The organism is Streptomyces sp. H27-H1 (assembly GCF_026627445.1).
Taxonomy (GTDB): Bacteria; Actinomycetota; Actinomycetes; order Streptomycetales; family Streptomycetaceae; genus Streptomyces.
The window spans coordinates 1-19,660 of sequence record NZ_JAPNLJ010000074.1; the positions used below are offsets into that span (position 1 = coordinate 1).

Annotated in this window: 18 protein-coding genes; 15 read left to right on the top strand and 3 right to left on the bottom strand. The window is 72.3% G+C overall.

Annotated elements, in window-relative coordinates:
• The first annotated feature begins 36 nt into the window (after positions 1–36).
• The 5 genes from OTB20_RS39060 to OTB20_RS39080 all read left to right on the top strand — a co-directional run bounded on the left by OTB20_RS39060 (position 37) and on the right by OTB20_RS39080 (position 4,521).
• Positions 37–930 carry an acetaldehyde dehydrogenase (acetylating) gene (locus OTB20_RS39060; protein WP_267824692.1) on the top strand — a complete coding sequence of 298 codons (894 nt, stop codon included), beginning with the start codon at positions 37–39 and terminating at the stop codon, positions 928–930.
• Positions 927–1,955 carry a 4-hydroxy-2-oxovalerate aldolase gene (dmpG, locus tag OTB20_RS39065; RefSeq protein WP_267824671.1) on the top strand — a complete coding sequence of 343 codons (1,029 nt, stop codon included), beginning with the start codon at positions 927–929 and terminating at the stop codon, positions 1,953–1,955. The genes OTB20_RS39060 and dmpG overlap by 4 nt, the downstream gene beginning before the upstream one ends.
• A gap of 79 nt (positions 1,956–2,034) precedes the next feature.
• Positions 2,035–3,174, top strand: coding sequence for a Rieske 2Fe-2S domain-containing protein (locus OTB20_RS39070; RefSeq protein ID WP_267824672.1), 1,140 nt, complete (start codon positions 2,035–2,037; stop codon positions 3,172–3,174).
• Positions 3,174–3,413, top strand: coding sequence for a hypothetical protein (locus tag OTB20_RS39075; RefSeq protein ID WP_267824673.1), 240 nt, complete (start codon positions 3,174–3,176; stop codon positions 3,411–3,413). The genes OTB20_RS39070 and OTB20_RS39075 overlap by 1 nt, the downstream gene beginning before the upstream one ends.
• Positions 3,406–4,521 (top strand): ferredoxin--NADP reductase, encoded by a 1,116-nt coding sequence (locus tag OTB20_RS39080; RefSeq protein ID WP_267824674.1) that lies wholly within the window; start codon positions 3,406–3,408, stop codon positions 4,519–4,521. Before OTB20_RS39075 ends, OTB20_RS39080 begins: the two co-directional genes overlap by 8 nt.
• 124 nt (positions 4,522–4,645) lie before the next feature.
• Here OTB20_RS39080 and OTB20_RS39085 read toward each other — a convergent pair whose 3' ends face one another.
• Complete coding sequence (locus OTB20_RS39085) at positions 4,646–5,509, bottom strand: IclR family transcriptional regulator (protein WP_267824675.1); 864 nt, start codon at positions 5,507–5,509, stop codon at positions 4,646–4,648.
• 224 nt (positions 5,510–5,733) lie between these two features.
• Here OTB20_RS39085 and hsaA point away from each other — a divergent pair, with 224 nt between their 5' ends.
• Genes hsaA through OTB20_RS39110 form a run of 5 tightly spaced genes read left to right on the top strand, consistent with a single transcriptional unit; the run spans position 5,734 to position 10,916 of the window.
• Positions 5,734–6,903: a 3-hydroxy-9,10-secoandrosta-1,3,5(10)-triene-9,17-dione monooxygenase oxygenase subunit gene (gene hsaA, locus OTB20_RS39090; RefSeq protein WP_267824676.1), complete on the top strand. Its 1,170-nt coding sequence runs from the start codon at positions 5,734–5,736 to the stop codon at positions 6,901–6,903.
• On the top strand, positions 6,900–7,760 hold the full coding sequence (hsaD, locus tag OTB20_RS39095; protein WP_267824677.1) for a 4,5:9,10-diseco-3-hydroxy-5,9,17-trioxoandrosta-1(10),2-diene-4-oate hydrolase: 861 nt from the start codon (positions 6,900–6,902) through the stop codon (positions 7,758–7,760). Before hsaA ends, hsaD begins: the two co-directional genes overlap by 4 nt.
• A 20-nt stretch (positions 7,761–7,780) precedes the next feature.
• Positions 7,781–8,686, top strand: coding sequence for a VOC family protein (locus OTB20_RS39100; protein ID WP_267824678.1), 906 nt, complete (start codon positions 7,781–7,783; stop codon positions 8,684–8,686).
• 44 nt (positions 8,687–8,730) lie between these two features.
• On the top strand, positions 8,731–9,261 hold the full coding sequence (locus OTB20_RS39105) for a flavin reductase family protein (RefSeq protein WP_267824679.1): 531 nt from the start codon (positions 8,731–8,733) through the stop codon (positions 9,259–9,261).
• A complete protein-coding gene (locus tag OTB20_RS39110) occupies positions 9,258–10,916 on the top strand; it encodes an FAD-dependent oxidoreductase (protein ID WP_267824680.1) in 1,659 nt (552 codons plus the stop codon). The genes OTB20_RS39105 and OTB20_RS39110 overlap by 4 nt, the downstream gene beginning before the upstream one ends.
• A 176-nt stretch (positions 10,917–11,092) precedes the next feature.
• Here the strand turns inward: OTB20_RS39110 and OTB20_RS39115 are convergent, their stop codons facing one another.
• Complete coding sequence (locus OTB20_RS39115; protein WP_267824681.1) at positions 11,093–11,992, bottom strand: hypothetical protein; 900 nt, start codon at positions 11,990–11,992, stop codon at positions 11,093–11,095.
• An 86-nt stretch (positions 11,993–12,078) separates the two neighbouring features.
• Between OTB20_RS39115 and OTB20_RS39120 the strand changes: the two genes are divergently transcribed.
• From OTB20_RS39120 to pepN, 5 genes are all read left to right on the top strand, one after another.
• Entirely contained in the window at positions 12,079–12,897 is an 819-nt protein-coding gene (locus OTB20_RS39120; protein WP_420716590.1) for a serine protease, read from the top strand.
• A 256-nt stretch (positions 12,898–13,153) separates the two neighbouring features.
• The gene (locus OTB20_RS39125) at positions 13,154–13,813 is read left to right on the top strand and encodes a response regulator (RefSeq protein WP_267824683.1); all 660 of its coding nucleotides are present in this window, start codon (positions 13,154–13,156) and stop codon (positions 13,811–13,813) included.
• 550 nt (positions 13,814–14,363) lie between these two features.
• Positions 14,364–15,557, top strand: a complete 1,194-nt coding sequence (locus OTB20_RS39130; RefSeq protein WP_267824684.1) for a sensor histidine kinase — start codon at positions 14,364–14,366, stop codon at positions 15,555–15,557.
• A 429-nt stretch (positions 15,558–15,986) separates the two neighbouring features.
• Positions 15,987–16,304 (top strand): chorismate mutase, encoded by a 318-nt coding sequence (locus OTB20_RS39135; protein ID WP_267755019.1) that lies wholly within the window; start codon positions 15,987–15,989, stop codon positions 16,302–16,304.
• 46 nt (positions 16,305–16,350) lie between these two features.
• Positions 16,351–18,873, top strand: a complete 2,523-nt coding sequence (gene pepN, locus OTB20_RS39140) for an aminopeptidase N (protein WP_267824685.1) — start codon at positions 16,351–16,353, stop codon at positions 18,871–18,873.
• 77 nt (positions 18,874–18,950) lie between these two features.
• Here pepN and OTB20_RS39145 read toward each other — a convergent pair whose 3' ends face one another.
• The gene (locus OTB20_RS39145) at positions 18,951–19,427 is read right to left on the bottom strand and encodes an SCO4225 family membrane protein (protein ID WP_267824686.1); all 477 of its coding nucleotides are present in this window, start codon (positions 19,425–19,427) and stop codon (positions 18,951–18,953) included.
• Positions 19,428–19,660: the final 233 nt, after the last annotated feature.

A 19,660-nucleotide genomic window follows, 5' to 3' on the forward strand; every position in this document is an offset into this window, starting at 1 on the left:
GCCCCCGCCCCCGTCCTCGTTCCCGTTCCCGTTCCCGTGAAGAAGGTTTCCGCCGCCATCGTCGGCTCCGGGAACATCGGAACCGACCTGCTCTACAAGCTGAAGCGCTCCCCGTACATCGAGCCCCGCTGGATGATCGGCGTGGACCCCGGCAGCGAGGGCCTCGCCCGGGCCCGTCGCGAGGGCCTCGACGCCTCCCACGGGGGCGTGGACTGGCTGCTGGCCCGGGGCGAGCTGCCCGACCTGGTCTTCGAGGCCACCTCCGCCTACGTGCACCGGGCCAACGCCCCGCGCTACGCCGAACTCGGCATCAAGGCAGTCGACCTCACCCCGGCCGCTGTCGGCCCCGCCGTCGTACCGCCGGCGAACCTGACCGCCCACCTCGACCGGGCCAACGTCAACATGATCACCTGCGGCGGCCAGGCCACCATCCCCATGGTGTACGCCGTCTCCCGCGTGGTCCCCGTCGCCTACGCCGAGATCGTCGCCTCGGTGGCCTCCGTCTCGGCCGGCCCGGGCACCCGCGCCAACATCGACGAGTTCACCCGTACCACCTCCCGGGGCATCGAGGAGATCGGCGGCGCCGCCCGCGGCAAGGCCGTCATCATCCTCAACCCCGCCGATCCACCCGTCATGATGCGCGACACCGTCTTCTGCGCGATCCCGGCCGACGCCGACCGCGAGGCGATCGCCGCCTCGGTCCAGCAGGTCGCCGAGGACGTGGCCACGTACGTACCCGGCTACCGGCTGCGCACCGAGCCGCAGTTCGACGACGCCTCCCCGCTGAACGGGGGCATGGCCCGGGTCGCGATCTTCCTGGAGGTGGAGGGCGCCGGCGACTATCTGCCGCCCTACGCCGGGAACCTCGACATCATGACCGCCGCCGCCACCAAGGTCGGCGAGGAATTCGCCAAGGGGATGATGAAGTGAACGTCCATTGCGACACCCTCGACATCCGTGTCACCGATTCCTCCCTGCGCGACGGCTCGCACGCCAAACGCCACCAGTTCACGGGTGAGGACGTACGGTCGATCGTCGCCGCGCTCGACGACGCGGGGGTCCCCGTCATCGAGGTCACGCACGGGGACGGACTCGGCGGGTCCTCCTTCAACTACGGCTTCTCGAAGACCCCCGAGCAGGAGCTCATCAAGATCGCCGCCGATACGGCACGCCGCGCGAAGATCGCCTTCCTGATGCTTCCGGGCCTCGGCGTGAAGGACGACATCCGCGCCGCCCACGGCAACGGCGGCCAGATCTGCCGGATCGCCACCCACTGCACCGAGGCCGACATCTCCGTGCAGCACTTCGGGCTCGCCCGCGAGATGGGCCTGGAGACCGTCGGCTTCCTGATGATGGCCCACTCCACCGCACCCGAGAACCTGGCCCGCCAGGCCCGGATCATGGCCGACGCCGGCTGCCAGTGCGTGTACGTCGTCGACTCCGCCGGCGCCATGGTCATGGACGAGGTCACCGACCGGGTCGCGGCGCTGGTCGCCGAGCTCGGCTCCGACGCCCAGGTCGGCTTCCACGGCCACGAGAACCTCGGCCTGGGCGTGGGCAATTCCGTCGCCGCCGTCCGCGCCGGCGCGCTCCAGATCGACGGCTCCACCCGGCGCCTCGGCGCGGGCGCCGGGAACACGCCCGTCGAGGCCTTCGCCGCGGTCTGCCACAAGATGGGCATCCGTACCGGCATCGACGTCCTGAAGATCATCGACGCGGCCGAGGACGTGGTCCGCCCCGTCATGGACGAGGAGTGCCGGCTCGACCGGATGTCCCTGCTCATGGGCCATGCCGGGGTCTACTCCAGCTTCCTCAAGCACGCCTACCGCCAGGCCGAGCGCTACGGGGTCTCCGGCGCGCAGATCCTGCTGCGCGCGGGCGAACGCCGCCTCGTCGGCGGCCAGGAGGACCAGCTCATCGACATCGCCGTCGAACTCGCCGCCGAAGCACGCTAGTGCGGTGGCTTTCCGGTCACAGCGCCAGCCACCCCGCACCGCTCCGCAGCAGACCCACAACGAAGTGGAGGGCCACCCCGTGACCGCAATCGAAGAAGAGCCCCGCGTCATCGAAGCGGCCGCCGTGCCGACCCGGTTCGCCCGCGGCTGGCACTGCCTCGGCCTCGCCGCCGCCTTCAAGGACGGCGCCCCGCACGAGGTCCAGGCCTTCGGCACCAGACTCGTCGTCTTCCAGGGAGCCGACAGCGGCGAGCTCGCCGTCCTGAACGCCTACTGCCCCCACATGGGCGGCAACCTCGCCCACGGCACCGTCAAGGGCGACTCCGTCGCCTGCCCCTTCCACGACTGGCGCTGGTCCGGCGACGGCCGCTGCGCCGCCATCCCCTACGCCCGCCGTGTCCCGCCGCGCGCCAGGACCCGCGCCTGGACCACCCTGGAACAGAACGGGCAGCTCTACGTCTGGCACGACGCGGAGGGCAACCCGCCGCCGCCCGAGGTCACGATCCCCCTCATCGAGGGCGTCGGCGACCCCGAGTGGAGCGACTGGAGCTGGAACTCGCTGCGCGTGGAGAACTCCAACTGCCGCGAGATCGTCGACAACGTCGTCGACATGGCGCACTTCTACTACGTGCACTACGCCTTCCCGCACTACTTCAAGAACGTCTTCGACGGTCACGTCGCCACCCAGTACATGGAGTCCACCCCGCGCGGCGACGTGGACCTGGGCACCCTCTCCACCGGCGGCGGCCTGCGCTCGGACGCCTCGTACCACGGCCCCTCCTACATGATCGACACGCTGTGGAGCGATATCGGCGGCGGCGTCGAACTCGAATCGGTCCTCATCAACTGCCATTACCCGATCGACGAGAACAGCTTCATGCTCATGTACGGGACCATCGTCAAGAAGCTCCCCGGCATGAGCGACGAACAGGCCGCCGAAGCCGCCCGCCTCACCTCCGAGGGCCTCGCCGTCGGCTTCGAGCAGGACGTCGAGATCTGGAAGAACAAGACCCGCATCGACAACCCCCTCCTCACCGAAGAGGACGGCCCCGTCTACCAGCTGCGGCGCTGGTACGAGCAGTTCTACGTCGACGCCTGCGAGGTCAAGGACGAGATGGTCCGCCGCTTCGAGTTCGAGATCGACACCACCCGCGCCACCGCCGCCTGGAAGGCCGAGGTCGCCGAGAACCTCGCCCGCCGCGCGGCCGGGGCCCCGTGATGACCCCCGTGATGTGCGGGGAGTGCGGAGCCCGGGTGCTGTGCGAGAAGTTCAGCCCCGCCCACACCCAGGTCCAGTGGACCCAGAAGGCCGCCGTGCTGCCGGGGGGCTGCCCCCGCATCGCCGCCGCGGTCGCGGCGGGCCGCCCCAGCGCCCGCGTCCCGTCCTGCCCGGCCCTGCGCGCGAGCATCGAGGCCGCCGTCCTGGCGGGCCGCCTGGAGGTGCCGGCCGATGTCTGACAACGACGGCCGTACGAAGGACAGCGCCGCGGTCGCCGGTACCGCTCGTACGAAGGACCGCGCCGCCGGGGTACGCAGCCCCGCCCCAGCAGCCGCCCGGGGCGGAGCCGCCGGCCCGCTGCTGGTCCGCGTCACGGACCGGATCCAGGAGACCCCCGAGGCGGTCTCCCTCGTACTCGACGCGGAACTCCCGTACCGCCCCGGACAGTTCCTCACCCTCCGGGTGCCGGGTGGCGGGGCCCGCTGCTACTCCCTGGCCGGCTCCCCGCACACCGGCGACCCGCTGCGCATCACCGTCAAACGCGTTCCCGGCGGCGTCGGCTCCGGCTGGCTGTGCCAGGACGTGGCCGTCGGCGACGAGCTGGAGATCCTGCCCCCCGCCGGTACCTTCACCCCGGCCGATCTGGACCGGGACCTGCTGCTGGTGGCGGGCGGCAGCGGGATCACCCCGGTGCTCTCCCTCGCGAAGTCGGCGCTCGCGGCCGGCGGGGGCCACGTCGCGCTGGTGTACGCCAACCGCGACCCCGGGGCGGTGATCTTCCGCGACGAGCTGTGGGGGCTCGCCGAGGAACACGCCGGGCGGCTCACCGTCGTGCACTGGCTGGAGACCCTCCAGGGACTGCCGACCGCCCCGCACCTGGGCCCGCTCGTGGCCCCGTACGCGACCCGCGAGGCCTATCTGTGCGGCCCCGGCCCCCTGATGGACGCGGCCGAGGCCGCCCTGCGCTCCGTCGGCGCCCCGGGCCGGGCGATCCACCGCGAGCGGTACTTCTCGCTGAGCGGCGACGTCTTCACCCGGCCGGACCCCGCCCCCGTTCCGGCCGCGGCGGGGGCCTTCACCGCGGAGGTGGAGTTCGAGGGAGCCGTGCACACCGTGGACTGGCCGGCCGGGGCCCCGCTCCTCGACGCCCTGCTCGCCGCGGGCGTCCCCGCCCCGTACTCCTGCCGCGAAGGCGCCTGCAGCGCCTGCTGCTGCCGGGTGGTGGAGGGCGAGGTCAAGATGGTCCGCAACGAGGTCCTGGACCGGGAGGACCTGGCCGACGGCTACGTCCTGGCCTGCCAGGCCCTGCCGCTCGGCGACCGGATCCGCATCACCTACGAGAGCTGAGGGGCGGGGCGGGCGAAGCCCCGGAGCCCTTGAGCGGCGGCGAGCGGAAAAGGATCCGGGCCCGGCCCCCTGGCGAGGGGTCGGGCCCGGATCCTTCGTTCGTGCGATGGGGTACCTCTACCCACTACATCCACTCGCTGAACCGCAGCCACCCCATCATGTTGTCCATCGCCTGCGCGGAGACGGCCGGTTCCAGGTCCCGGGCCGGCGCGGCCCGCCCCGGCCTGCCCGGCCCGTACAGCTCCCGCCACACCGCCCGCGCGCAGGCCAGTACCGCCGGCGCGAGACGGGCCGGCTCCCGGTCCCCCCGGCAGGAGGACACCGACACGGCGGCCACGGCCCGCCCGGCACCCCGCAGCGGCGCGGCCACGCACGAGATGCCCCGGAAGCTCTCCTCCCGGTCATAGGCCACCCCGCGCTCGCGAACCGCCGCCAGCTCCGAACGCAGCGCGAGCGGCCGGACCAGAGTGCGGGCGGTGCGCGGGCGCAGCCCCTGCGCGAGGACGTGTTCCACCGCGGCGGGATCGCTGAACGCGAGGATCGCCTTGCCGGTGGCCGTGCAGTAGGCCGGCATCCGGCCGCCGACCCGCGAGGGCACCGTGGTGGCCTGCGAACCGCCGATCCGCTCCAGGCACACCACCTCCGCCCCGTCGAGCACCGACAGGTGCACCACCCGGCCCGTCTGTTCGTGGAGCGCGTGCAGCAGCGGCAGCGCGGCCCGGCGCAGCCGGTTGTGATGGGAGGCGAGCGCACCCAGCTCCAGCATGCGCATGCCCATGCGGTAGTCCCGGCCCTCGCGGTCAAGCCAGCGCAACTGCACCAGCTGGTCGAGGATCCGATGGGCGGAAGAACGTGGGATTCCGGAGCGGCGCACGACCTCGGTGAGCGACAGTCGCGGCTGCGGACCCTCGAAGGCGCCCAGCACCTTCGCGGCCTTCTCCAGCAGTGACAGCGGTGCGAACTCGGTCTCCATGGCCTGGTCAAGCACGAGAGAACCCCCTGCGTGAGGCGTTGGGGCGACCCTGCCACGCACCCCCTGCCGGAGGGAAGCACCCGGAGGGGTCTATTTCATTCAGTAATACTTCAAGTAGTCGTTTCGGGGAGCTTCCCGCTCAGCGGGAACAGCTCGTTCCGCCCCCCGGACCACCGGGCGTACGTTCCTCGCCATCGATCCCGAACACCCGAAGATCCTTGATCTGAGAAGGGGACACCATGAGTGACGAAGAGGTCCTCGCAGCGGTCCGCGCCCTCGCCCCCGCCCTCCGCGAGCGCGCCGCAGAGGCCGAAAGCCTGCGCAAAGTCCCCGAGGCGAGCATCAAGGAACTCGCCGCCACCGGCTTCTTCCGGCTGCTCCAGCCCAAGGCCCACGGCGGCTACGCCGCCGACCCCGCCCTCTTCTACGCCGCCGTCAAGGACATAGCCAAAGCCTGCGGCTCCACCGGCTGGGTCGCCTCGGTCGTCGGCGTCCACCCCTGGCACGTCGCCCTCTACGACCCCCGCGCCCAGGAAGAGGTCTGGGGCCAGGACCAGGACACCCGGATCTGCTCCTCCTACGCCCCCACCGGCAAGGTCACCCCCGTCGACGGAGGATTCACCGTCAGCGGCCGCTGGCACTTCTCCTCCGGCTGCGACCACGCCGACTGGGCCCTGCTGGGCGGACTCGTCACCGACGCCGAAGGCCGCCCCGTCGACATGCGGACCTTCCTGATCCCGCGCACCCAGTACCGCATCGACGAGGTCTGGGACACCGTCGGCCTGCGCGGCTCCGGCTCCAACGACATCGTCGCCCGGGAGGTGTTCGTCCCCGAGCACCGCGCCCTCAGCTTCGGCCCCGTCACCGCCCTCCAGGTACCCGGCCACCGCCTCAACCCCGAGCCGCTCTACCGGCTCCCCTACGCCTCGATCTTCACCACCACCATCTCCACCCCCATCGTCGGCATCGCCGAAGGCGCCTACGAGGACTACGTCACCGCGACCCGCGAACGCTTCCGCGTCTCCTACGGCCAGCAGGTCGCCGAAGACCCCTTCGCCCAGGTCCGCATCGCCCGCGCCGCCAGCGACATCGACGCCTCCTGGCTCCAGCTCCAGCGCAACATCTCGGAGCTCTACGCCCTCGCGGAACGCGGCGAAGAACTCCCGACACCGCTGCGCACCCGGGCCCGCCGCGACCAGGTCCTCGCCACCGAACGCTGCGTCGCCGCCGTGGACCTCCTCATGGAGAACGCGGGCGGCAGCGCCATGCGCACCGGCCCCAACCCCGTCCAGCGCGCCTGGCGCGACGCACACACCGGCCGCGGCCACGCCGCCAACGACCCGGAGCGGGCCCTCGTCCTGTTCGGGCAGGGCGCCCTCGGCCTCGACATCCAGGACACGATGCTGTGAGCGCGCAGGCACCCACGTACGAGAACACCTCCCGCACCGCCCGGGCCGGCGCCCTGACCCTGCACTACCACGAGGCCGGCCAGCCGGACCGACCCGTCGTGATCATGCTGCACGGCGGCGGACCCGGCGCCTCCGGCTGGTCCAACTTCGTCGCCAACCTGCCCCACTTCGCCGCACACTTCCGCACCCTGCTCGTCGACCAGCCCTGCTACGGCCGCTCCGACAAACCGGAACCCGACCGCGACTACTTCAGCTTCAGCGCGAACGCCGTCCTCGCCCTCATGGACGAGCTCGGCATCGAACGCGCCCACCTCATCGGCAACTCACTCGGCGGAGGCACCGCCACCCGGCTCGCCTTGGACCACCCCGAACGCGTCGGCAAGCTCCTGCTCATGGGACCCGGCGGGATCTCGCTCAACCTCTTCTCCGCCGACCCCACCGAAGGCATCAAGCGGCTCTTCGAGTTCAGCCTCGCCCCCGAACCCACCCGCGAGCAGATGCGGACCTTCCTCACCACCCTCGCCCACGACCCGGCGATCGTCACCGACGCCCTCGTCGAGGAGCGCTACGCCCAGGCCACCGACCCCGAAGCCCGCCTCGGCAACGCCCGCATGGGCGCCTCCTTCGCCCGCTGGCCCGAGGCCGCCATGCTCTGGCGCGAAGCCCACCGCATCAGCCGGCCCGTCCTGCTGACCTGGGGCCGCGAGGACCGCGTCAACCCGGTCGACGGCGCCTTCCTCGCGCTGAAGACGATCCCCGACGCCCGCCTGCACGTCTTCCCGCACTGCGGGCACTGGGCGCAGACCGAGGCCGCCGACGAGTTCAACCGCCTCGCCACCGACTTCTTCCTCCACTGATCCCACCGAGGAGCTCCCTCATGGACATCCGCGCACTCGGCTACCTCCGCATCGAGACCGCCGACCTCCCCGCCTGGCGCACCTACGTCCTCGACATCCTCGGCATGGCCGAAGCCGAAGGCACCACGGACACCCGCCTCGACATCCGCATCGACGACCGCACGCACCGCTTCCAGTTCGTCGCCGGCGCCCAGGACCGGCTGCTCGCCGCCGGGTTCGAAGTGGCGAACGCCCGCGCCCTGGAAGACGCCGCCGCAGAACTCGAAAGCGCCGGACACCCCGTCAAACAGGGCGACGACGCCACCCTCGCCGAGCGCCGGGTCCAGGGCCTCATCCACTGCGAGGACCCCAGCGGCAACCCCCTGGAGATCTACTGGGGCCAGGCCCAGGACCACACCCCGCTCGCAGCCCCGTACGGCAACCACTTCGTCACCGGCGGCCGCGAGGGCAACCTGGGCCTCGGCCACGTGGTCCTGCCCGCCGCCGACACCGAGGCCACCCTCGACTTCTACGAGAACCTCCTCGGCTTCCAGCTGCGCGACTCCATGCGGCTGCCCCCGGTCGCCGTCCCCACCGGCAAGCCCGGCCAGGACTCCTACTGGATGCACTTCCTCAGCCCCAACCGCCGCCACCACAGCCTCGGGCTCTACCCCGGCGCGCTGCCGCCCGGCATCGTCCACTTCATGGTCGAGCTGGAGACCCTCGACGACGTCGGCTACTGCCTCGACCGCATGAACAAGGCCGGCATCCCCATCGCCTCCACCCTCGGCCGGCACTCCAACGACCACATGGTCTCCTTCTACGCCCAGGCCCCCGGCGGCTTCCAGGTCGAGTACGGCTGGGACGGCCTCCTCGTCGACCCCGCCACCTGGACCGCGAAGGAGATCACCGCGGACAGCTTCTGGGGCCACCAGTGGAACGGCTGACCGAGCCCGCGGGGGGCGGGACCGGCGTGAGGGCCGAGGCCGGCATGAGGGCCGACGCCGGCGGGAGGACCGAGACCGCCGTGCGGACCGCGGCCCCCGTGGGCCCCGCCGCCTTCCGTGAGGTACTCGGCGCCTTCGCCTCCGGCATCACCGTCGTCGCGGCTCTCGCGGACGACGGCCGGCCGGCCGGGCTGGCCTGCCAGTCCTTCGCCTCCCTCTCCCTCGACCCGCCGCTGGTCCTGCTCTGCGTCGGCAAGGGCTCCTCCAGCTGGCCCAAGGTCCGGGCCGCCGGCCGCTTCGGCGTCAGCATCCTCGCCGAGGAGCAGCGCACCGTGTGCGAGGCCCTCGGCCGCCGGGGCGAGGACAAGTTCGCGGGCATCGACTGGGAACTCTCCGCCCACGGCGCCGTCCGCGTGACCGGCGCCCTCGCCACCGTCGACTGCGCCCTCGAAGAGGTCCACGAGGCCGGCGACCACTACCTCGTCACCGCCCGGGTCCTCGAACTGGCCGCCCGCGACGGCGGATCACCCCTGCTGTACTACCGCAGCGACTACGCCACGGGAGCCTTCGGATGACAACCGAGTACGCCTACGACGTGGTGGTCGTCGGATCCGGCGCCGCCGGATTCGCCGCCGCCGTCACCGCCCGGCTACGGGGCCTGAGCGTCCTCCTCGTGGAGAAGACCGATGCCTACGGGGGCTCCACCGCCCTGTCCGGTGGCGCGATCTGGGTCCCCGGCAACTTCCACCTCGACCGGGCCGGCCTCGCCGACACCCGCGAGAAGGCCCGCGCCTACCTCGACGCCACCGTCGGCGACCGGGTCCCGGCCGCCCGCAAGGACGCCTACCTCAGCCACGGGCCGCGCATGGTCAAGGAGTTCCACGACCGCACCGAGATCCGCTTCATGTACACCCCCGGCTACTCGGACTACTTCCCCGAGGCCCAGGGCGGCATGGCGCAGGGCCGCTCCGTCGAACCGTGCATCGTCGACTTCAAACGGCTCGGCGAGCTGGGCGCCTCCATGCGCCGGGCCGGACTGCCCACGTACGGGCTGACCATGACCTCGTACGACTTCCGCTTCCTGAACATGGTCAGCCGGACCTGGGCGGGCAAGAAGACCTCCGTCAAGGTCGGCCTGCGCGCGGTCAAGGCCCTGGCCACCGGCCGCAAGCTGCTCTCCCTCGGCGAGGCGCTCATCGCCCGCATGCGGCTCTCCCTGGACCGGCTCGGCGGCGAACTGTGGCTGTCGGCGCCACTGACCGGCCTGGTCACCGACCCGGCCGGGCGGGTGACGGGCGTACGCGTCCTGCGCGCCGGGCGCGAGGTGACCGTAGCGGCCCGGGGCGGGGTGGTGCTGGCCTCGGGAGGGTTCTCGCACGACCAGGCGCTGCGCGAGAAGCACCTGCCCGCGCCCACGTCCACGGCCTGGACGCACGCCTCGCCGGGCCAGACCGGCGACGTACTGAAGCTCGGTGAGGAACTGGGGGCCGCCACCGATCTGCTGGACAAGGTCTGGGGCGCGCCCTCCGTGTGCCCGCCGGGGGAGAAGCCCTTCTTCCTCGTCGCCGACCGGGGCATCCCCGGCATGGTCATCGTCAACGAGGCGGGGGAGCGCTACGCCAACGAGGCCCTGCCCTACCACGCGTTCGTGGACCGGATGTACGCCGCCGACCGGCCCGGGGCGAGCACGGTGCCGTCCTGGCTGATCCTGGACGCCCGCTCCAAGGCCCGCTACATCTTCGCCGGCCTCTTCCCCGGGCAGCCCTTCCCCAAGAAGTGGCTGGAGAGCGGCTTCCTGAGGAAGGCCGACACCGTGGAGGAACTGGCCCGCCAGATCTGCGCCCCGGGCCTGCCCGCCTCGATCAGCCGCTTCAACTCCTTCGCCGAAGTCGGCACGGACAAGGACTACGGCCGGGGCGAGAGCGTCTACGACCGCTACTACGGCGACCCGACCCTGACCAACCCGAACCTGGCGCCGATCGAGGAGGGCCCCTTCTACGCGGTCCCCGTGCACCCCGGGGACATCGGCACCAAGGGCGGCCTCGTCACCGACACCGACGGCCGGGTCCTGCGCGAGGACTCCACGCCGATCCCGGGCCTCTACGCCTCGGGCAACTGCTCGGCGGCGGTGATGGGGGAGACGTACCCCGGTCCGGGCGCGACGATCGGCCCCGCGATGGCCTTCGGCTGGGCGGCGGTCAACGCGATCGCGCGGTCGCTGGAGGAGTGAGGGCGGCCGGCGCGAAGGCACCGGCGGAGGAGACGGGGGCTGGGGCGGGGGAGACGGCTGCGGGAGCGGCGGCGGAGGGTGCGGCGAATGAGCGCCCGTGGTGCTCGCGCCGTCCGCGTTGCTCATGTCGCGCGCCTCGCTCTTCGCGTTCCCGTTGATCTCCTTTCACCCGGCGCTCACGTGTCGCAGTCCAGCACCGTGTGACACAGCCCGCAGCGGGCCCGGAGGGGTCCGCGGCCCGCCGGAAGCCGCAGCCGCTGTTCGCACACCGGGCAGGGGAAGCTCACCCGCAGCCCGTCGGCGTGCTCCTCGAAGCGGTACGCCGCCCCGCGCCCCGGCGGGGCCGGAGCCGCCCTGCGGTCCCGGGCGTAGCGCCACCGCTCCGACCGGCCGGCGGCCGCCAAGGGGGCCCGGCGCAGGTCCCGGTCGGCCCGGGCGCGGCCGCGCACGTACGCCTCGTAGGCCTGCGGACTGGTGAACCACACCGAGAGGTCCTCGCCGCCGAGGAACCGGCCGCGTTTGGCGAGGACGAAGCCGAACTCCTCCGGGGTGAGGTAGCCGAGTTTCTGGTGCGTGAGCTCGTCCTCCCGGTAGGCGTCGAGCAGCAGCCAGCCGGCGCCGAGGTAGGCGGCGGCGGTGTCGGTGAGGATCTCGTCGCCGGCGGTGGTGGGGAAGCGCAGGTCCAGGCGGTGCAGCAGGACGTGCGTGACCTCGTGTGCGAGGGCGGCCGCCAGATCGCGACGGTGCGTGCGGAAGCGGTCGTTGACCTCGACGAAGTACTCCGGACCGGGGGTCAGTTCCACGCAGGCCGCGTCCCGCATCTCGCGGAAACCCACCACGACGCGCGCGTCGGGCAGCCGCAGTGCCCGGACCATGGCGGAGGCCACCCGGTGCGCACCGAGGTGCAGGTCGTCGGCGTCGGCGAACGCGGCGTCGGCGGGGGCGAAGGACGTGTCGTAGGCGCGGACCCCGTCGTCGGAGAGCCGCCGGAACAGTGCGGTGATGGCCTCCCGGACCGTCTCCAGGTGCGGAAATCCGTGCTGGACCGGGCTGCTGTGCCGACTGTTCTGCGTCATGAGGCCGCTCCTGCCGGAAGTTGTCCGAAAACGCGTTCTTGATGGCACCTGAGTGAACGATGTGTCATGTCCCCGTCATCCGTGTGATGGCGCGCACAGCCCAACCCCCCACGAAAGGCAGTGTGTTGACTGTGTCCACCCTCGTCAGTGCCCTCAAGCGCACCCTCGCCGTCGGAGCGGTGGCCCTCGCGGCCGTCAGCCTGCAGCCCGGCGCCGCAACCGCCTCCCAGGCCCCCGTGGTCGGCGGAACCCGCGCCGCCCAGGGCGAGTTCCCCTTCATGGTCCGGCTCTCCATGGGCTGCGGCGGCGCGCTCTACACCCAGCAGATCGTCCTCACCGCCGCCCACTGTGTGAACGGCTCCGGCAACAACACCTCCATCACCGCCACCGCCGGAGTCGTCGACCTCAACAGCTCCAGCGCCATCAAGGTCAAGTCCACCAAGGTGCTCCAGGCCCCCGGCTACAACGGCACGGGCAAGGACTGGGCGCTGATCAAGCTCGCCAAGCCCATCAACCTGCCCACCCTCAAGATCGCCGAGACCAAGGCCTACGACAACGGCACCTTCACCGTCGCCGGCTGGGGCGCCGCCACCGAAGGCGGCGCCCAGCAGCGCTACCTGCGCAAGGCCACCGTCCCCTTCGTCTCCGACGCCTCCTGCCAGGCCTCCTACGGCGGCTCGCTCGTGCCCGCCGAAGAGATCTGCGCCGGCTTCGACCAAGGCGGCGTCGACACCTGCCAGGGCGACTCCGGCGGCCCCATGTTCCGCCGGGACAGCGCGAACGCCTGGATCCAGGTCGGCATAGTCAGCTGGGGCGAGGGCTGCGCCCGGCCCGACTACCCCGGCGTCTACACGGAGGTCTCCACCTTCGCGGCGGCGATCAAGAGCGCGGCCGCCACGCTCTGACGGCTGCGCAGGTCCGTGCCCCTTCTTCCGGCCCATCCGACATGGGCCGGAAGAATGAGGCGCGATGCCTCGTATGTCCGTAAGGTCGACCGCAGTACCGTGAGGCCGGGACGCAGCTGTTCCGGCCTTGCGGCATGCTCCCGACGGTCTGCTGTGCGGTTGCGGGCCCAGGCGCCCGCAGGTCCCATGGAGAGAACCCACCGGGTGGGAATGCTGGGACGGCACAGGCAGCGGGCGACAGTGGGGCAGGCGGCGCATGGCGATCAGAGTGATCATCGCGGACGACCAGGAGATGGTCAGGACCGGCTTCCGGATGATCCTCGAGAGCCAGCCGGACATCGAGGTGGTCGCGGACGTCGTCGACGGCGAAGCGGCCCTCGCAGCCGTCGCGGAACACCGGCCCGACGTCCTGCTCCTCGACATCCGCATGCCCAAACTCGACGGGCTCGAAGTCACCCGCCGGCTCTCCGGCCAGGACGGCCCCCGCATCGTCATCGTCACCACCTTCGACCTTGACGAGTACGTCCACGCGGCGATCCAGGGCGGAGCGTCCGGCTTCCTCCTCAAGGACGCAAGCCCGGCCATGCTGGTTGAAGCGGTCCGGGCAGCAGCCGTCGGAGACTCCCTCGTCTCACCCGCCATCACCGTACGGCTGCTGCGCGAAATGGCCCGCCGCACCCCGGTCGCCGCCGCGGCCGCCCGCCGCCCGGCGGAGCCCCTGACGGACCGCGAACGCGAGGTCGTACGCTGCGTCGCGCGCGGCCTGACCAACGCCGAGATCGCGGGGGAGCTCTTCGTCTCCCTCTCCACCGTCAAGACCCACCTGGCCAACGTCCAGGCCAAACTGGACGCTCGCAACCGCGTGGAAATCGCCGCCTGGGCCTGGGAAAGCGGCCTGGCAGGCACCCCGGCGTGACACCCGCCCACACCCCCCTCTGCCGCCGGCGCGTTGCCCCTGGGCCTCGGCGGGTGCGGTGGCGGCGTGGGGTATCTCCGGCTGCGCCGCCCCTCGAGGGTGTGGCCGGCGGTGCCGGGGCGGTGCGGCGGCTGCGCCGGTACCTGAGGCGCGAGGTCTGGGGCGGAGCCCCGGGGTGGCGGGGTGCAACGTTGCGGGTTGCTCGGGTGGCTCCAGAGGGCGTGGCAGCACGGGTAGGCCCGGTGGCTTCGACAGGCCTGGCAGCTCCGGCAGGCGCGGCAGCTCCGGTGGCTCTGTTGGGCCCCCCAGCTCTGGCGGCCCCTACAGGCCTGGCAGCGCTGACAGCCTCTACAGGACTGGCAGCCCCAGTGGCTCCGACGGCTCCGGTAGCTCCGGTGATCCCAGCAGCCCTGGCAGCTTCGCCAGCCCTGGCAACTCCGCCAGCCCTGGCAACTCCGCCAGCCCTGGCAGCTTCGCCGGCCCTGGCAGCTTCGCCGGCCACGGCATCTGCGGCACACCCGGGTGAGGTCCGAGCCGCCGAGGTGCCCGTATGAGCCCCTTGGGGCCATGGGCCCGCCGCCACCCCTTCGCCGCGGACTGGATCCGCATCATCCTCTCCGTCACCCTCCTCGCCCTCGTCTCCTTCGAGGGCGTCGTCCTCGCCCGCCAGCCCAGCACCCCGCACGCCGCCGTCTGGGTGTCCGGCATCCTCGTCTGCCTCAGCGCCGCACCCTGGCCGGGCATCCCGCTCCTCGTCCGGGCCTGGTTCGCCGCCGCCTGCACCTGGACCGTCACCCTCGGTCTGATCTTCGGCAACCACCCCCTCGTCGTCTGGGGCGGCGGCGAGGCCATCGCCCTGCTCGTCCTGCTCACGCAGGTCCTGCTCCGCGCCCCCGCCCGCACCGCCGCCGTCCTCGGCCCCCTCCTCGGCCTCGGCTGCATGTCGGTGCCCGTCCGCGACGCGGACCCGGGCCGCTTCACCCTGCTCTTCTCGGTGCTCGCCGTCGTCGTCGCCGCGTACTCCCTGCTCCTGCGCCTGCAGTCCGTCCAGCGCGTCCGTGAACTACGCGCCGTACGCAGCGCCGAGCGCCTGGAACTGGCGCGCGAGCTCCACGACCTCGTCGCCCACCACGTGACGGGGATCGTCGTCGAGGCGCGCGCCGCCCGCTACACCAAGGTCTCCGCCGAACGCGCCGGCGAGATCTTCGGCCGCATCGAGACCGCCGGGGACGAGGCGCTCGGCTCCATGCGCCGCCTGGTCAAGATCCTCCGTGAAGGCGCCGAGGACTCCGATGCGGAGACGGGCAAGGGCGCCGGGACCGGCAAGGGCCGCTCCGCCAGTACCGCCCCCGTCGCCGGCCTCCGAGAGATCCGCGGACTGACGGAACGGTTCGCCGCCACCGGCCCGCCCGTCGTCCTCTACGTCGAGGAGGGCCTGGAGGCCAGACTCCCCGCCGACGTCGCCGCCACCGCCCACCGCATCGTCCTCGAAGCCCTCACCAACATCGGCAAGCACGCCGCCACCGCCACCGCCGTCCGCGTCGGCCTGCGCACCGTTCCGGCCGGCCTGGAAGTCCGCGTCGCCGACGACGGCGGCCGCCCCGCCAGACTCTCCGAGAACGCCCGCGGCGGCGGCTACGGCCTCGTGGGCATGGCCGAACGAGCCGAAGCCCTCGGCGGCTCCCTCACCGCCGGCCCCGCCCCCGAAGGCGGCTGGCTGGTCACAGCCCTCCTACCCCTCTGACACCGCACCCGCCCCTCACCGCACGGCCGACCCGAGCAAGAACGGATTCCGTCCCCAAGGTCTGTGGCGATGGGTCGTTCCCATAGGTCTTGTGTCCGGCCTTCTCGGCTCGTGGCGGGGCGCGGTTCTGGCAGGACAGGAGAAGAGAAGGGCTTCCCTCGCAGGTGCGTGACCGCACTCGTAGGCATCTTCAATGACGTCCGACAGGCGCTGCCCCGGGCCGGCCCGCCCACAGCCGCCTGACCGGGGCCCTCCCGCCGCGGCCGGAGGGACGGAGTCCGGCAACGGGCGGCGCGGGACCGTCCGGCCGAGGCGGGACGGGTCCGCTTGGGGCGAGGCGACCCGCGGGCCGGGGGCCCGTACCGCCCGTCGTCTCAGTGGCCGATCGGCCGACGAAGCGAGCGCGGGCGGCACGTATTCTCGGGGACCATGAACACCAGGGACATCGATGACAACGTCACCGCCGAGCTGGCCCGGCTCAGGGACAGCATCGACAACATCGACGCGGCCGTGGTCCACATGCTCGCCGAGCGGTTCAAGTGCACCCAGCAGGTAGGCCACCTCAAGGCGCGCCACCAGCTGCCCCCGGCCGACCCGGGCCGCGAGGCCAGCCAGATCGCCCGGCTGCGCCAGCTCGCCGAGAACGCCAAACTCGACCCCGCCTTCGCCGAGAAGCTCCTCAACTTCATCATCGCCGAGGTCATCCGCCACCACGAGACGATCGCCGCGGGCGAGGGCGAGGAATAGAAGCCTGGGGCCCGGCGCCGCGCCGCCATCCGGCAGCATGGGCCCCATGCCCGCACTGACGCGCAACGAAGCGCAGCTCCGAGCCCAGCTCCTCGACGTCCGGCAGTACGAGGTCGCCCTCGACCTCACGACCGGCGACGAGACCTTCGAGTCCCGCACCGTCATCCGGTTCACGGCCCGGGCCGCCGGCGACACCTTCGTCGAGCTGAAACCTGACGAACTGCGCTCCGCCGCCCTCGACGGACACCCCCTGGACCCGGCCTCCCTCAGCGACGGCCGCCTCCCCCTCACCGGCCTCGCCGAAGGTCCCCACGAGCTCCGCATCGCCACCCGCATGCGCTACTCCCGCACCGGTGAAGGCCTGCACCGCTTCACCGACCCCGCGGACGGGGAGACGTACGTCTACACCCAGATGTTCATGGACGACGTCCAACGCGTCTTCCCGGCCTTCGACCAGCCCGACCTGAAGGCGACCTTCGAGTTCACCGTCACCGCCCCCGCGCACTGGACCGTCCTCGCCAACGGCGTCACCACCCGCGTCACCACCCGCGACGGCGAACGCGACGGCGAAAACGGCGGAGACGGGGCCGCCACCTGGACGTCCGCCCGCACCCCCGTCATCTCCACCTACCTCGCCGCCGTCGCCGCAGGCCCCTGGCACAGCGTCCGCACCGAACACGCCGGACTCCCCTTCGGCATCCACTGCCGCCGCTCCCTCGCCCCCTACCTCGACGCCGACGCCGAGGAGATCCTCGGCCTCACCACCGCCTGCTACGACCGCTTCCACGAGAAGTTCAGCGAGCCCTACCCCTTCGACTCCTACGACCAGGCCTTCGTACCCGAGTTCAACGCCGGCGCCATGGAGAATCCCGGGCTCGTCACCTTCCAAGACGGCTACGTCTTCCGCTCCGCCGTCACCGACTCCGAACGCCAGCGCCGCGCCGTGACCATCGCGCACGAGATGGCCCACATGTGGTTCGGCGACCTCGTCACCCTCAGCTGGTGGGACGACATCTGGCTGAACGAGTCCTTCGCCGAATTCATGGGCTACCAGACCCTCATCGAAGCCACCCGCTTCACCGAGACCTGGACCGGATTCGGCATGGAACGCAAACCCTGGGGCTACGACGCCGACCAGCGCCCCTCCACCCACCCCGTCGCCCCTGACGCCTCCGCCGTCCCCGACACCGCCTCCGCCCTCCTCAACTTCGACGGCATCTCCTACGCCAAGGGCGCCTCCGCCCTGCGCCAACTCGTCGCCTGGCTCGGCGAGAAGGACTTCCTGGCCGGCATCAACACCCACTTCGCCCGCCACAAGTTCGCCAACGCCTCCCTCGCCGACTTCGTCGACTCGCTCGCCGCCCACACCGACCGCGACGTCCACGCATGGGCCGAGACCTGGCTGCGCACCACCGGCGTCGACACCCTCACCCCGCGCGTCGAGGACAGCCCGGAAGGCTGGACCCTCACCGTCGACCGCACCGGGAGCCGCCCCCACCACATCGCGGCCGGCCTCTACGACCGCGCCCCCGACGGCGCCCTCGAACCCCGCGAGGTCCTCGCCCTCGACGTCCCCTCCGACGAGGTCCTCTCCGCGAGCGGCCCGCGCCCCGCCCTCCTCGTCCTCAACGACGGAGACCTCACCTACGCCAAGGTCCGCCTCGACGGGACCTCACTCGAAACCGCCCTGAGCGGCATCTCCCGCATCCCCGACCCGCTCACCCGCGCCGTCGTCTGGAACTCCCTGCGCGACATGGTCCGCGACGGCGAACTGGCCGCCGCCGACTACCTGGCCACCGCCGCAGCCCACGTACCCGTCGAATCGGACCTGGCGATCGTCCAAGGCGTCCTCACCTTCACCCGCGCCCACATCGCCGACCGCTACCTCACCCCGGACCGCCGCACCGAGGCCCTCACCACCCTCACCGCCATCGCCCGCGACCTGCTGCGGCGCACCGAGGACGGCTCCGACCCCGGCCTGCGGCTCGTCGCCGTCCGCACCCTCGTCGACAGCGCCACCCAGCCCGACACCGTGGCCGGCTGGCTCGCCGAAGGCACCGTCCCCGGCGGCCCCGAACTCGACCCCGCACTTCGCTGGCGCATCCTCGCCCGCCTGTCCGTCCTCGGAGCGAGCGGCGAAGCCGACATCGACGCGGCCCTCGCAGCCGACCCCAGCGCCAACGGCCAGGAGGGCGCGGCCCGCTGCCGCGCCGCCCTCCCGACAGCCGAGGCCAAGGCCGCCGCCTGGGAACGCCTCTTCCACGACGACACTCTGTCCAACTACCTCTTCACCGCCACCGCCCAGGGCTTCTGGCAGCCCGAACAGGCCGATCTGGTAAGGGAGTACGTACTCCGCTCCTACCCCGAAGCCGTCACCCTCGCCGCCCGCCGCGGACCCGCCATCGCCGACGCCGCGGGCCGCTGGGTCCTCCCCGGCCACGAGATCACCGAAGCCAACCTCCAGGCCGGCCACGCCTGCCTGACCGCCCCCGACATCACCCCGCTCCTCCACCGCAAACTCGTGGACCACCTCGACGACCTGTCCCGCGCGCTGCGGGCCCGCCGCTGATCCACAGCCCCCGGCCCTGGCCGCCCCCCTCCCCGGCCCCGCCGGGGGCGGGGGCGGCCGTGGTGACGGCCCGGCCCCTACACCGACCAGCCGCCCTCCACGCCGCCGCCGGTCCGCCGGCGCCCCGCCAGCACCCGCACCAGCGCCCACAGCGCCACGGCGTTGACCACAGCGCCGACCACCAGCGCACCGTAGTAGCCCCACCACATCGTCGCGCCCAACGCCTCGAACGCCGACGGGTCGACCACCCCGTCGACCGGAGCCGACGGCAGTTCCGGCGGCAGCTCCGAGGGCAGCGGCGCGGGCAGCGGGGTGGGCGGCTCGGCACCCGTGTGGACCAGCCCCTCCGGCTGCGGGACCGGCGGCCCCTGGCCGGGCGCGGACAGCCAAACCACCACGAGGCTGAACGGCGCGGTGAGCAACAGCGACCACACCCCGGCGAGGGCCCCGTCCCCGGTCCGGCTCACCACCTCCACCCAGAGCTGCACCGCGAGCACCAGCACCAGATAGCCGCCCGGCAGCCACACTTCGAGCCGAGACCGACGTCGATCCACTGTGTCCCCCACTTGGTTCCGACGGCCAGTATCGAGACGGCGCGGCCCCCGCACCTGAGTACCCCTACTCAACTCGCGTACCCATCCCTCCCGGCCACCCCCGACGGCTTGAAATCAACCGCGCATAAACCCGGGCGGTTACCCCATTCGGGTCGGATCGTTGTACCGCCCGGGTCCCCGACCCAGCAGAGCGGCACCACCCGCCGCAGAACCGTTTCCCGTGAGGACAACCG